The organism is Mesorhizobium sp. f-mel (genome assembly GCF_053850215.1).
In genome coordinates this window covers 112,753-125,901 of sequence record NZ_JBSPTO010000001.1, presented here as the reverse complement: position 1 = coordinate 125,901, position 13,149 = coordinate 112,753, and the positions used below count along the sequence as shown (strand labels likewise).

General features: G+C 63.9%; 10 protein-coding genes. 4 read left to right on the top strand and 6 right to left on the bottom strand.

Going from position 1 to position 13,149, the window contains the following annotated elements:
* The first annotated feature begins 68 nt into the window (after positions 1-68).
* Complete coding sequence (locus ACWUKX_RS00615; RefSeq protein WP_456002929.1) at positions 69-1,325, top strand: Hsp70 family protein; 1,257 nt, start codon at positions 69-71, stop codon at positions 1,323-1,325.
* Positions 1,326-1,331: 6 nt separating this feature from the next.
* Here the strand turns inward: ACWUKX_RS00615 and ACWUKX_RS00610 are convergent, their stop codons facing one another.
* On the bottom strand, positions 1,332-2,234 hold the full coding sequence (locus ACWUKX_RS00610) for a LysR substrate-binding domain-containing protein (RefSeq protein WP_456002927.1): 903 nt from the start codon (positions 2,232-2,234) through the stop codon (positions 1,332-1,334).
* 277 nt (positions 2,235-2,511) lie between these two features.
* Here ACWUKX_RS00610 and ACWUKX_RS00605 point away from each other — a divergent pair, with 277 nt between their 5' ends.
* The 3 genes from ACWUKX_RS00605 to ACWUKX_RS00595 are packed head-to-tail and all read left to right on the top strand — an operon-like array spanning position 2,512 to position 7,123.
* Positions 2,512-5,445, top strand: a complete 2,934-nt coding sequence (locus tag ACWUKX_RS00605) for a molybdopterin oxidoreductase family protein (RefSeq protein WP_456002925.1) — start codon at positions 2,512-2,514, stop codon at positions 5,443-5,445.
* Positions 5,442-6,176 (top strand): 4Fe-4S dicluster domain-containing protein, encoded by a 735-nt coding sequence (locus ACWUKX_RS00600; protein WP_456002923.1) that lies wholly within the window; start codon positions 5,442-5,444, stop codon positions 6,174-6,176. Before ACWUKX_RS00605 ends, ACWUKX_RS00600 begins: the two co-directional genes overlap by 4 nt.
* Positions 6,177-6,187: 11 nt before the next feature.
* Positions 6,188-7,123 carry a dimethyl sulfoxide reductase anchor subunit family protein gene (locus tag ACWUKX_RS00595; RefSeq protein ID WP_456002921.1) on the top strand — a complete coding sequence of 312 codons (936 nt, stop codon included), beginning with the start codon at positions 6,188-6,190 and terminating at the stop codon, positions 7,121-7,123.
* A gap of 6 nt (positions 7,124-7,129) precedes the next feature.
* Here ACWUKX_RS00595 and pdeM read toward each other — a convergent pair whose 3' ends face one another.
* From pdeM to ACWUKX_RS00570, 5 genes are all read right to left on the bottom strand, one after another.
* Positions 7,130-7,846: a ligase-associated DNA damage response endonuclease PdeM gene (gene pdeM, locus ACWUKX_RS00590; protein ID WP_456002919.1), complete on the bottom strand. Its 717-nt coding sequence runs from the start codon at positions 7,844-7,846 to the stop codon at positions 7,130-7,132.
* Positions 7,843-10,365, bottom strand: a complete 2,523-nt coding sequence (locus ACWUKX_RS00585; RefSeq protein WP_456004040.1) for a ligase-associated DNA damage response DEXH box helicase — start codon at positions 10,363-10,365, stop codon at positions 7,843-7,845. Before ACWUKX_RS00585 ends, pdeM begins: the two co-directional genes overlap by 4 nt.
* Positions 10,366-10,450: 85 nt before the next feature.
* Positions 10,451-11,311 (bottom strand): C40 family peptidase, encoded by an 861-nt coding sequence (locus ACWUKX_RS00580; RefSeq protein WP_456002915.1) that lies wholly within the window; start codon positions 11,309-11,311, stop codon positions 10,451-10,453.
* 30 nt (positions 11,312-11,341) lie between these two features.
* Positions 11,342-11,692, bottom strand: a complete 351-nt coding sequence (locus ACWUKX_RS00575; RefSeq protein WP_065005864.1) for a MarR family winged helix-turn-helix transcriptional regulator — start codon at positions 11,690-11,692, stop codon at positions 11,342-11,344.
* 70 nt (positions 11,693-11,762) lie between these two features.
* The gene (locus ACWUKX_RS00570; RefSeq protein ID WP_456002913.1) at positions 11,763-13,127 is read right to left on the bottom strand and encodes a leucyl aminopeptidase family protein; all 1,365 of its coding nucleotides are present in this window, start codon (positions 13,125-13,127) and stop codon (positions 11,763-11,765) included.
* Positions 13,128-13,149: the final 22 nt, after the last annotated feature.

Here is a 13,149-nt window from a genome sequence, read left to right as displayed (position 1 = left end):
GGTTAGACCGCGACCCCGGCCCGACTGGACACGAGCTGTCGCTCCCACATCAGAATACAGGACTTACGATGCGACCAGCATTCGGCGGTATCGACTTCGGCACTTCGAATTCCACCGTGGGCGTGGTCAGGAACGGGCAGCCGCGGCTGGTGGCGCTGGAAGACGGCGAAGTGACGCTGCCGAGCGCCGTATTCTTCAACTTCGAGGACAACCGCAACTATTTCGGGCGCCGCGCCATCGCCAACTATACCGACAGCATCGAAGGTCGCCTGATGCGCTCGCTGAAGAGCGTGCTCGGCAGTTCACTTGTCCATGAAAAGACGCGGATCAAGGCCCGATCGATCGCCTTTACCGAGATCATCGGTCTGTTCGTCGGCCATCTCAGGAAAAAGCTGGAGGACAATGCCGGCCATACGGTCGAGAGCGTGGTGCTCGGTCGTCCCGTGCAGTTCGTCGACGATGATGCCGAGGCCGATGCCAAGGCTGCAGGTGAACTCGAGAACGCGGCACGCGCCCAGGGCTTCAAGCATATCGCCTTTCAGTTCGAGCCGATCGCGGCGGCGCTCGACTACGAGCAGAAGGTCACGCGGGAAGAACTGGCGCTGATCGTCGACATGGGTGGCGGCACATCCGACTTCTCGATCGTGCGGGTGTCGCCGCAGCGCGCCCGCTCCCTCGATCGCAAAGACGACATTCTGGCGAGCCGAGGCATCCACATCGGCGGCACCGACTTCGACCGGCTGTTGAGCATCGCCCATGTAATGCCGCAGTTCGGCTACCTCTCGCCGACCAAGGACGGCAAGCGCAACTTGCCGGCCAGCTACTTCATCGACCTGGCGACTTGGCAGCGCATCAATCTGGTCTACACCCCGAGGGCGATGACGCATCTGCGCCAGATCCGCTACGAGGCGGAACGCGCCGACCTGGTCGACCGTTTCATCCATATCGTCGAGCATCGTTACGGGCACGCGCTGGCTGCTTCAGTTGAAAAGGCCAAGATCGCGCTGACGGAGCAACTTTCTGGTGATGTCGTAGTCGCGCTGCCCGGTGCGAAGTTCGCGGCAGAAATTACGCGCGCCGGGCTCGAAGCCACGATCGTTAGGGAGATCGAACGAGTGGCCGCGACGGTTGGTGAGACCATCCGGGACTCGCAGGTGAAACCATCCGACATCACCGCGGTGTTCCTGACCGGCGGATCGACCGCCATCCCGCTGGCAAGGCAGCAGATATTAGCCTTGTTGCCGCAGGCGTCCGTCATCCAAGGTGACATGTTCGGCTCGGTCGGGCTTGGGCTGGCGCTCGACGCGCAGCGGAAATTCGGCTGACCCGGCTTACTCCCGGACGGTTTCGTCGGCCCTCGCGCTCAGATGCACCTTGAGTGCCATCTGGGCCAGGCTTGCCTGCCGGTCACGATGCGTGATCATCGCGAAATCGCGCTTCGGCAGTTCGATTGGCACGGACCGCAAGCTGCCTTCGGCAACGGCTCGTTCGACGACGAGCCTCGAAATGATGGTGGCGCCGGCACCGGCCTCGACCGCCTGACGAACCGCCTCGTTGCTCGGCAGTACCAGGAATATCCGCAGGTCCGCGAACGAGATCCCTTCGCGGCGGGCAAGATCTTCCAGCACCTCGCGCGTGCCTGATCCGCCTTCCCTGATGATCCAGCGGAACTCCCTGATATCCGGATGCCCGCGCGAGACTTCAACGATCTCGGGATGCGAATGCGCCACGACCAGCATCAGTCGATCCACATCGACCTTGGCGCGCCGCAACATGTCGGATTCAGTGCGCCCCTCGACCAAGCCAAAATCCGCCGTACCGTCCAGGACATTGGTCTCGACCTGCCTGGTGTTGCCGATGGTCACGCTCAGCCTGACGGCGGGATAGGCCTCGTGGAAGGAGGCCAGGCGGCGCGGCAGCCAGTAGCTGGCAATAGTTTGGCTGGCGGCGATCGAAAGGCTGCCGGTGATCGTCTGGGAAACGTGCTCCAGCACATTGTGAGCGGCAGCCGCCCGTTCGAGCACGGCCTTGGCCTCAGGCAGGAACCGGTGCCCGGTCTGCGCGAGCTCGATGTTGCGGCCGACCCGGTTGAAAAGCCGGACGCCGTGCTGCTGTTCGAGCGAGCGGATGGCGGCCGACGCCGCCGACTGGGAAATGCCCAGCAGCTCGGCCGCCTTGGTCATATGCCCTCGCTCGGCGACAGCAACGAAGATCCGCAATTGGTCTAGGGTCATGAGAGAATTAAGAAACAAATTCGATTGAAGTTACAAGAGCAACTTGTTAGACGGATCGATTGCTTTGTTCTAAGTTTCTGAAAGAAATTGGAAAAATATCGCGGCCAGGCCGCAAAGGGTAGAATGTGATCGGGCGGTTAAAATCCCTGTTTGCCCATTGGACCCGCAGCCTACGGCGCCGGCTTGCCGGCGATCGCTATCACCCGGAAGAGCACTACATGCGCGGCCCCGGGCCGAAGACGAGAGCCAAATTCACGGCTTACAAAAGCACCGGATCATGAACCACCGAACGCTGCGCGGCGCCAATTCCGCACCGTCCCAACGGCCCCTTGCCGACACACGCGCGCCCGACGAGGGCGATGGCGTCGATACTTCGCCCGATGTCTCCGACAGCATCGCCAAGACCACCTGCTACATGTGCGCCTGCCGCTGCGGCATCGACGTCCACATCAAGGACGGCAAGGTCCGCTACATCAACGGCAACAAGGACCATCCAGTCAATCGCGGCGTGCTGTGCGGCAAGGGCAGCGCCGGCATCATGCAGCACTACAGTCCGGCCCGGTTGAAGAAGCCATTGCTGCGCGCAGGTCCGCGCGGCTCGGGAGAATTTCGTGAGATCGAGTGGGAGGAAGCATTTTCCATCGCGACGGAACGGCTTTCGAGGATACGCCAGACCGATCCGAAGAAACTCGCCTTCTTCACCGGGCGCGATCAGTCGCAATCCTTGACCGGCTGGTGGGCGAGCCAGTTCGGCACGCCGAATTTCGCCGCCCATGGCGGCTTCTGCTCGGTCAATATGGCGGCCGGCGGGCTCTATACCATCGGCGGCTCATTCTGGGAGTTCGGCGAACCCGACTGGGACAACACCAGATACTTCATGCTGTTCGGCGTGGCCGAAGACCATGATTCCAATCCGATCAAGATCGGTCTCGGCAAGCTCAAGGCGCGCGGCGCCAAGGTGGTCTCGATCAATCCGTGCCGCACCGGCTACAACGCCATCGCCGATGACTGGATCGACATCCGGCCCGGCACCGACGGCCTGTTCGTGTTTGCCCTCGTCCACGAATTGCTGAAGGCCGGCCGCGTCGACCTCGATTATTTGCTGCGTTACACCAACGCCCATGTCCTCGTCATCCAGGAGCCGGGTGCGGCCGATGACGGGCTGTTCGCGCGCGACAGTGACGGCAATCCGCTGGCCTGGGACAGGGCGGCGAAAGTGCCCATCAGCGCCACCGACACTGATGCAAAACCGGCGCTGACCGGCAACTTCCAGGTCGACGGCCACCGCTGCGTGCCGGTCTTCCAGCTCATCGCCGACCGCTATCTGCAGGAGAGCTATTCTCCCGATGCGGTTGCCGAACGCTGCGGCGTTCCCGCCGACACCATCCGCCGGATCGCCGCCGAACTGGCGCATGTCGCCTTCGACCAGGCGATCGAACTGCCGGTGGCGTGGACGGACTGGGCCGGTCGCCGGCACGAGACGATCAAGGGCCGGCCAGTGTCGATGCACGCGATGCGCGGCATCTCGGCCCATTCGAACGGCTTTCACTCTTGCCGCGCCATTCATCTGCTTCAGGTGCTTCTCGGCACAGTGGACGTGCCGGGCGGCTTTCGCTTCAAGCCGCCCTACCCCCGCTCGGCGCCGCCGGAGCTGAAGCCGGCGGGCAAGGACGTCAGACCGATGACGCCGCTGGAGGGCATGCCGCTCGGCTTCGTCTGCGGGCCGGACGATCTGCTGGTCGATGATGACGGCGCGCCCATCCGTATCGACAAGGCTTATTCCTGGGACTCGCCGCTCGCCGCGCATGGACTCATGCACACCGTCATCCGCAACGCCTGGGCCGGCGATCCCTACAAGATCGATACGCTGATGATGTACATGTCCAACATGGCCTGGAACTCGTCGATGAACACCGTCGAGACCATCGCCATGCTGACCGAAAGCGACGAGGCCGGAAACTACAAGATCCCCTTCATCATCTATTCCGACGCCTATTATTCCGAGACCGTGCCGTTCGCCGATCTCGTGCTTCCCGACACCACCTATCTCGAAAGGCATGACTGCATCAGCCTGCTCGACCGGCCGATCAGCCATGCCGACGGCCCGGGCGACGCCATCCGCCATCCCGTCGTCGAGCCGGACCGCGACGTCAGGCCATTCCAGTCGGTGCTGATAGAGCTCGGCGCGCGGCTCGGCTTGCCCGGCTTCGTCGACGACGACGGCTCGGCCAAATACCGCGACTATGCCGATTACATCGTCAATCATGAGCGCTCGCCGGGGATCGGCCCGCTCGCCGGCTGGCGCGGCAAGGACGGCGCCTCGATCGGTAAGGGCGAGGCCAATCCCGACCAGCTTCAGCGCTACATCGACAATGGCGGCTTCTGGCACCATGATTTTGCGGACGACCAGCGCTACTACAAGATGGCCAACCGCTCCTATCTCGATTTCGCCGAGAATATGGGCTTTATCCCGAAGGCCGAGCCGATCGTCTTCCAGCTCTATTCCGAGCCGATGCAGCGCTTTCGCCTCGCCGCGCGCGGCCATGGGAGGGTGCGGCCGCCGGAGGCAGAGCGCAGCCGCATCGAGACCTATATGGATCCGCTGCCGTTCTGGTATGCGCCCTTCGAGGAGGCCGCTGTCGACCTCGAGAAATACCCGCTGCACGCGCTGACACAGCGGCCGATGCATATGTACCACTCCTGGGGTTCCCAGAACGCGTGGCTGCGGCAGATCACCAGCCAGAACCGGCTGTTCGTGCACAACCGGACCGCGGCCGGCCTCGGCCTTTTCGATGAGGACTGGGTGTGGATCGAGAGCATCAACGGCAGGGTCAAGGGGCAGATCAAGCTGGTCGACGGCGTCAACCCGGATACGGTGTGGACCTGGAACGCGATCGGCAAACGGCGCGGCAGCTGGGGGCTGAAGGACGACGCCGCCGAATCGAATCGCGGCTTCCTGCTCAACCATATCATCGGCGACCAGACCTCCGCCGATGCGAACGGCAAGCGCTATTCGAATTCCGATCCGGTGACCGGCCAGGCGGCATGGTTCGACCTGCGCGTCCGTATCGTCAAATGTACGGCTGAAGAAGCCGGCTTCACCGAGCCGCAATTCGAGCGCTTCCGGCAGCCGCCGCATTTCGAACCCTCGCCCGACAAGCTCAGTTTCGGCGCCGAGTTCCGCCGGGAAAGAGAAGCCTCCAGATCATGACCTGTCTCCCCGCCCATACCGACAAGAAGCTCGGCCTCGTCATTGACCTCGACACCTGTGTCGGTTGCCAGGCCTGCGTCACCGCCTGCAAGGAATGGAACACCGGCGGCCACATGGCGCCGCTGACCGACATCGATCCTTATGGCGGCGACGCCGACGGGGTCTGGTTCAACCGCGTGCACAGCTATGAGCACATAACGGAGATGGGTGGGCGCACGGTCAATTTCCCACGCTCCTGCTTGCATTGCGAGACACCGGCCTGTGTCACCGTCTGCCCGACCGGCGCCTCCTACAAACGGGCCTCGGACGGCATCGTGCTGGTCGACGAGGACAAGTGCATCGGCTGCAAATTATGCAGCTGGGCCTGCCCCTATGGCGCGCGAGAATTCGACACCGATGTTGGCGTGATGAAGAAATGCACGCTGTGCGTCGACCGCATCTACAACGACAATCTGGCCGAAGAAGACCGCATGCCAGCCTGCGTCGCCGCCTGTCCGACCAGCGCGCGGCATTTCGGCGATCTTGGCGACCCGGCGTCGGCGATCTCGCAACTGGTGGCCGAGCGCGGCGGTGTCGACCTGATGCCCGAACTCGGCTATCACCCTACCAACAAATATTTGCCGCCGCGCGCCCATACCACACGCGCCGCATCGGTGCCGGCGCCGGCGCTCGAAGCGGTGCGGGCCGAGGGCGGTTTCCTCGGCTGGGTCGACCGCATGCTTTCGAACTGATCCGCACATCCATGCATCCAGCTTTCTCGGTCGTCTTTTTCACCACCGCTACGGGGGCCGGTTACGGCCTGCTCGCGCTGCTCGGGACGCTGGCCGGACCGGGGTTCGTCCCGCCTGACGTCTGGCTCGGCCTCGTCGGCATGGGGCTGGCGCTTGGACTGATCTCGGCCGGCCTGTTGTCGTCGGCCGGCCACCTCGGCCGGCCAGATCGTGCCTGGAGGGCATTCTCGCAATGGCGCAGCTCCTGGTTGTCGCGCGAAGGCGTTGCGTCGGTCGCGACCTTCGTGCCGGCGGGGCTGTTCGCCATAGGCTGGGTGGTCCTTGGCCGCACGGACGGCTGGGTGGCCGTAGCCGGGCTGCTGGCTGCGGTCGGCGCGGTCATCACCGTCTGCACCACCGGCATGATCTATGCATCGCTGAAGCCGATCGCCCAGTGGCACAGCCGCTATACCTTGCCCGGTTATCTCATTTTTTCGGCGATGAGCGGCGGCGTGCTTCTCAACGCGCTGCTACAGGGTTTCGCCATCGGTTCGACTATTCTTCTGGCAGGTTGCATGCTGCTGACCTTGCTCGGCTGGGGCTGGAAGCTGGTAACCTGGCGATACAATGACAGACTGGAAATTGCGACAACCGCCAACACCGCGACCGGGCTTGCCGGCGGTACTGTGCGGTCGCTGGAATGGCCGCACACCGAGGAAAACTACCTGCTCAAGGAGATGGGCTTTCGCATCGCACGCAAGCACAAGGCGCGGCTGCGCCAGATCACGCAAGTGCTGGCCTTCGCTCTGCCCGTCTTGCTGCTGGTTGCCGTGTTCGCCTTGCCATGGCCCTATGCGGCGGTGCTGTCGACACTCGCCGCAATCGTCCAGTTCGCTGGCATGCTGGTCGAGCGCTGGCTGTTCTTCGCCGAAGCCAAGCACACAGTCACCCTCTACTATGGCAGGTAGAGCAGCTCAGCCCGGCCTGAGCATCGCGTGGGAAATGGCGAAGATGCGCTCAGCGCCGAGCATATAGGCCATCAGCGTTTCGCGGCGGAACAGCCCGGCATAGGCGCGATCGAGCACATTGAGCGAGCCGGTATACGCGCCGAAGGCCGGCATGATCATGCGGCCGCCATCGCCGGCAAAGCAGCGGCGCCGCACCGAGCGGCCTTGCTGCACGATGCGGGCGCAAGGGTGCAGATGGCCGGCGACCTCGCCTTCCACTCTCAATGCCGAAGGTTCATGCCGGAATACGAGAGAGCCTATGGCCAGCTCGCGCACCGTCTCGCCGGGCAGGTCGGCCGGCGCGTCCGGGTCATGGTTGCCGGCGACCCAGAACCAGTCGCGGCCAGCCATCAGTCCTTCCAGCCGCTCGCGAAAGCTGGAGTGCATGCGCGCGGCGCCGCCGCCGTCATGAAAGCTGTCGCCGAGGCTGACGACGATCGCCGGCTGATAATCGGCAATCACCGCCTGCAATTGGAGCAATGTCGCGCCGGTATCGTAAGGCGGGATCAACGTACCGCGCCGTGCCAGCGACGATCCCTTTTCCAGATGCAAGTCGGACACGGCCAGAAGCCGAAGCTCGGGAAAATAAAGCACGCCGCGCCGATCGCAGATTGCGCGCTCGCCGGCGATGCCGATACGATCGGCATCCGCCAGGGGCGCAGTCATGGCGAGCGCAAATTTCATTTCGTCCCCATGGCCTCCTCGACCAGCGTTGCCGCATCCATCAGCAGCGTATCATCGGCCTCGCCATGCACCGGCATCTTGCCGATCTCGAGCATGATCGGCACGGCGAGCGGCGAGATCTGCTCAAGGTTCTTATGCACGATTCGTCCCTGGATACGCGAGAGCATCTCGGCAAGTCTGCTGACATCCAGCAGACCGGTGGCCGCATCGGCATGCGTCGCCTGCAACAGGATATGGTCGGGCTCATGGCTGCGCAGCACGTCGTAGATGAGATCGGTCGACACGGTGACCTGACGGCCGCTCTTCTCCTGGCCCGGATGACGTTTTTCGATCAGCCCCGAGATCAGCGCGCAATTGCGGAAGGTGCGCTTCAAGAGCCAGCTGCCGGCGAGCCAGGCTTCGAGGTCATCGCCCAGCATGTCCTGGTCGAAAAGTTCGCCGAGCGAAGGTTTCTTCGTCCTGAACATCCTGCCCATATCAGCAAGCGACCATATGGCAAGTGCATAGTCGGTGGCGACGAAGCCGAGCGGGCTGGCTCCCGCCCTGTCGAGCCGGCGGGTGAGCAGCATGCCGAGCGTCTGGTGCGCCAGCCTGCCCTCGAACGGATAGGCCACCAGATAGTGCCGGTTGCCGCGCGGAAAGGTCTCGATCAGCAGGTCGTCGCGTTTCGGCAGCACCGATTTGTCGGCCTGGAAGCGTAGCCAGTCGGCGACCTGTTCCGGCAACTTTTTCCATCGCTGCGGGTCGTCCAGCATGATGCGGACCTGTTCGGCGAGGTAGGTCGAAAGCGGAAATTTGCCGCCGCCATAATAGGGCACCTTGGCATCGCTGCCGGGCGCATTGGACACGAAGCACTCATTCTCGCGGATGCCCTCGAAGCGCAGCACCTTGCCGGCAAACATGAACGTGTCGCCATGCGTCAGCGTTTCGAGGAAGGCCTCCTCGATTTTGCCGAGAACGCGGCCGCCGCGCGACGCGGACCCCTTGCTGCCGGCCTGGACGTAACGCACATTGAGCGCCGGCACCTCGATGATGGTGCCGACATTCAGCCGGTATTGCTGGGCAACCCGAGGATTGGACACGCGCCACAGCCCGTCCTTGTTCAGGCGGATGCGGGCATAGCGCTCATAGTTCTTCAGCGCATAGCCGCCGGTGGCGACGAAATCGACGACACGGTCGAATGTGGGCCGATCGAGGCTGGCATAAGGTGCAGCCGTTCTTACTTCCTCGAACAGCGTATCTGCAAGGAATGGCGCGCCGCAAGCGCAACCCAGCACATGCTGCGCCAGCACGTCGAGCCCGCCATTGACCAGCGGCGGCGTATCCTGGGCGCCGAGATAGTTGGCGTCGAGTGCCGCCCGGCATTCCAGCACCTCGAAGCGGTTGGCCGGGATCAGGATGGCCTTCGAAGGCTCATCCATGCGGTGGTTGGCGCGGCCGATGCGCTGCGCCAGCCGGCTAGCGCCTTTCGGCGCGCCGACATGTACGACCAGGTCGACGTCGCCCCAGTCGATGCCGAGGTCGAGCGTCGAAGTGGCGACGATGGCGCGCAAGGCATTCTCGCCCATGGCTTTCTCGACGCGCCGGCGCTGGGCGACATCGAGCGAGCCGTGATGCAGCGCGATCGGCAAAGTGTCTTCATTGACCCGCCACAATTCCTGGAACAGCAGTTCAGCCTGGCTGCGTGTGTTGACGAACAGCAGGGTCGTCTTGTGTCGCTTGATCTCGCTGTAGATCTCCGGTGTCGCGTAGCGGGCCGAATGTCCAGCCCACGGCACGCGCTCCTCCGAATCGAGAATGGAGATCTCCGGCTTGGCGCCGCCGGTGACGACAATAAGTTCGGCCAGGCCGCCCGGTGGATTCTGGCTGACCAGCCAGCGCCGCAGTTCGTCCGGCTCGGCGACCGTCGCCGACAGGCCGATCGTCTGCAAGCCGGGAACAAAGGATCGCAGCCGGGCCAGCCCGAGCGACAGGAGATGCCCGCGCTTCGACGTCACCAAAGAATGCAGTTCGTCGAGCACGACGTAGTGCAGATCCTCGAAGAAGCGCCTGGCGTCGGGCGCGGCAATCAGCAGCGCCAGTTGCTCGGGCGTGGTCAGGAGAATGTCGGGCGGCGCCAGCTTCTGCCGCTGGCGCTTATGCGCGGGCGTGTCGCCGGTGCGCGTCTCGATGGTGACAGGCAGCCCGATCTCTTCGACCGGCTTGCCGAGATTGCGCTCGATGTCGACGGCCAGGGCCTTCAGCGGCGAGATGTAGAGCGTGTGGATGCCGCGACGCGCCTGCCCCGGCCTTCTCTTTGGCCGCTTGGCCAGCTCGGTTAGTGAAGGCAGAAACCCGGCCAGCGTCTTGCCGGCGCCGGTCGGTGCGATCAGCAGCACCGACTGCCCGGCTTGGGCGGTCGCCAGCAAGTCGATCTGATGGGCGCGCGGCGACCAGCCCTTTTGCGCGAACCATTTGAGGAATGGCTCGGGCAAGTGCACGGCGGCATTCTGTTCGGCGAGGCGCGGCTGCTCTATCACGCGCCAGAGGTAACGCGGCGGCGCGCAATCGCCAAGAAGAATCGGAACAAAAGGTGATCGAGCGTCTCCCTTCTCCGCTCTGGCGCTATGGCCGCCGAAACCCTGTCGGCCCGCCATAGAGATAGCCGATGCGGGCGACGGCTTCCTTGAACCCTTCACGCGAGACCAGCATGGTGTGGCCGTTGGCGTGGATCATCGTTTCCGGGTCGGTCATGATCGCCACATGGCCTTTCCAGAACACCAGGTCGCCGCGCCGTAGCCCTGCAAAATTTGGTCCGGGCTCGAGCGACTCACCGATGGTCGCCGCCTGCATGTCGGAATCGCGCAGCACTTGCCTGCCGGCCATGTGCATTGCCAATTGCACGAGACCGGAACAATCGATGCCAAAGCCGGAGGCGCCGCCCCACAGATAGGGCGTGCCGAGAAAGGTTTCCGCGACCGCGACGTAATCGGCAGCTGGTCTGTTCAAGGGTCTCAAATGGCCCGATATGACCGCCTCGCCGGACGGCAGCAGTGCATAGTGCGTGCCGCGCGTTTCGGCCGCGCCCGCCACCCTCACCGCCGATCCCATCGACAGCTGCCCGCTCAGCGGAAGCCGCAAATCCGGTCCGGGATAGAGGAAGGTGCGCGGCACGGAGACGACATGGGTGGGCGCATGGTCCCGCCCGCCCAGCGCGGAGTCGGCGACATAGCCGACATAGCCGTCGCGCTCGGCCTGGATCCAGGCCCAGCCTTCGACGTCCTCGAAGACAAGGACGTCGTCGCCGAACAGAAGCTGGGTGTTGACGCCGGCATCCGGCCGCGGCTCGTTGCGGATATCGGCCACTGCGGCTGAAATCCGAGCTGGCCGCCCGGCGACGAAGCGATCGGCGGCGACCTCGCCTTTCAGCCTGGCATCGGCGAGATCTGAACGGAAGGCGTGAAGGCGGGCATCCCTGGCGGTCAAATCGGCAACTCGTTCAGAAGGACAGTTCGGTCAAATGGGCAATTCCTGGGCCTTGGCGATGATAACATCGCCGAAGCGCTCGACAAAGAGAGCACCTTCTACAGTTCGCTTGACCAGCACGTTGCGCTTGTCGAGCTCGTCGCGATGGCGCGAAACCAGCTTCAGTGCCCCCATCGTGTCGAGCGCACGGGTGATCACCGGCTTGGTAACATTGAGCCGGGCGGCGAGCCCGCGCACCGTGTGCGGCGGCGGGTCGAGATAGATCGTAAACAGGATCGCCGTCTGGCGCATGGTAAGATCGGGCATATCGTCGCGCACCTGGGACAGCATCACCTGCTGCCACAGTCGCAAGGCCTGGCTCGGGCGCATGGAAATCGACATCCGACCAGAATGACGGCAAATTGTTTCGGTTCCGTTTCAGTCTTGAGACCTTCCTGTAGGACCGGAACCGTCAGGCGTGGCGTTTCGAGATAACCCTTTCCAGCGCTCGGATGCCTTGCGCCTCGCCGCCGGCGAGACCATACGGACGATCGGATGGGTTCCAGGCGAAGATGTCGAAATGCGCCCAGGCGGCGGTCTTCTCGACGAAGCGCTTGAGGAACAGCGCTGCGGTGATAGAGCCGGCGAAACCGTCTGACGTGACGTTGTTGATGTCGGCGATCTTCGACGACAGCTTTGCGTCATAGGGCTTCCACAACGGCATGCGCCATAGCGGATCCTCGACCGCGGCGGACGCAGTCGCCAGTTCGGACGCCAGCGCTTCATCGCCGGTGTAGAAAGGCGGCAGGTCGGGGCCGAGCGCGACGCGAGCAGCCCCCGTCAAGGTCGCCATGTCGATCAGCAGTTGCGGCTCGTCGTCGTCGGCCAGCGCCAAGGCATCCGCCAGCACCAGCCGTCCCTCGGCATCGGTGTTGCCGATCTCAACGGTGATGCCCTTGCGGCTCACCAGCACGTCGCCAGGCCGGAAGGCGTTGCCGGCAATCGAATTCTCGACGGCGGGGATCAGCACACGCAGCCGGATCTCCAGCCCGGCGGCCATGATCATTGAGGCGAGCCCCAGGACGTTGGCGGCGCCACCCATATCCTTCTTCATCAAGAGCATGCCCGAGGACGGCTTGATGTCGAGACCACCGGTGTCGAAGCAGACGCCCTTGCCGACCAGCGTCACCTTCGGGGCGTTCTTCGGCCCCCAAATCATGTCAATCAGACGCGGCGCGCCGACCGATGCGCGGCCGACCGCATGGATCATCGGGAAATTCTTCTTGAGCAGCTCGTCGCCCTTGGTCACCGACATTTCGGCCTTGTGCCTCCCGGCCAGCGTCCGAACCGCCTTCTCCAGCTCGTCCGGTCCCATGTCGCTGGTCGGCGTGTTGACCAGATCGCGCGTCAGGAAGACGCCATCGGCGATGCGGCGAACACGCGCCGCGTCGGCGCCGGACGGCAGCGAAAAACGCAGTGCCTTGCCGGGCTTTTTGCCGTAGCGGGTGAAGACATAGCCGCCGAGCGCCAGTGCGATGGACGCCAGTTCCGGTTCGGCGGGTGCCGAGGCGAAATGCCAGTCGCCTTCGGGCAAGGCTCTCGCCAGCCCGCCGATGGCAAGCGCGCCTTCGCCATCGCCCGTGCCGAACAGTGCTCCGGCAAGCGCGCCGTTTTCGCCGGGTATGAGCAGCGTCCTGCCGGCCTCACCGGAAAAGCCGTTGGCCTTGGCCCAGGCGAGCGTGGACGAGGCAAAATCCGCTGCATCCAGCCTATCCTTCGCCACCAGGTGAACCGGCAGCGCGGTCTTCAGTTTTCTCCCGATGAGTTCGACTGGCATTCGATGGTCTCCGGCTTCCGAG

Excerpts from the sequence above, each read along its gene's own strand:
- ACWUKX_RS00615 (WP_456002929.1), top strand. The coding sequence starts at position 69 with ATGCGACCAGCATTCGGCGGTATCGACTTCGGCACTTCGAATTCCACC.
- ACWUKX_RS00610 (WP_456002927.1), bottom strand. The coding sequence starts at position 2,234 with ATGACCCTAGACCAATTGCGGATCTTCGTTGCTGTCGCCGAGCGAGGG.
- ACWUKX_RS00605 (WP_456002925.1), top strand. The coding sequence starts at position 2,512 with ATGAACCACCGAACGCTGCGCGGCGCCAATTCCGCACCGTCCCAACGG.
- ACWUKX_RS00600 (WP_456002923.1), top strand. The coding sequence starts at position 5,442 with ATGACCTGTCTCCCCGCCCATACCGACAAGAAGCTCGGCCTCGTCATT.
- ACWUKX_RS00595 (WP_456002921.1), top strand. The coding sequence starts at position 6,188 with ATGCATCCAGCTTTCTCGGTCGTCTTTTTCACCACCGCTACGGGGGCC.
- pdeM (WP_456002919.1), bottom strand. The coding sequence starts at position 7,846 with ATGAAATTTGCGCTCGCCATGACTGCGCCCCTGGCGGATGCCGATCGT.
- ACWUKX_RS00575 (WP_065005864.1), bottom strand. The coding sequence starts at position 11,692 with ATGTCGATTTCCATGCGCCCGAGCCAGGCCTTGCGACTGTGGCAGCAG.
- ACWUKX_RS00570 (WP_456002913.1), bottom strand. The coding sequence starts at position 13,127 with ATGCCAGTCGAACTCATCGGGAGAAAACTGAAGACCGCGCTGCCGGTT.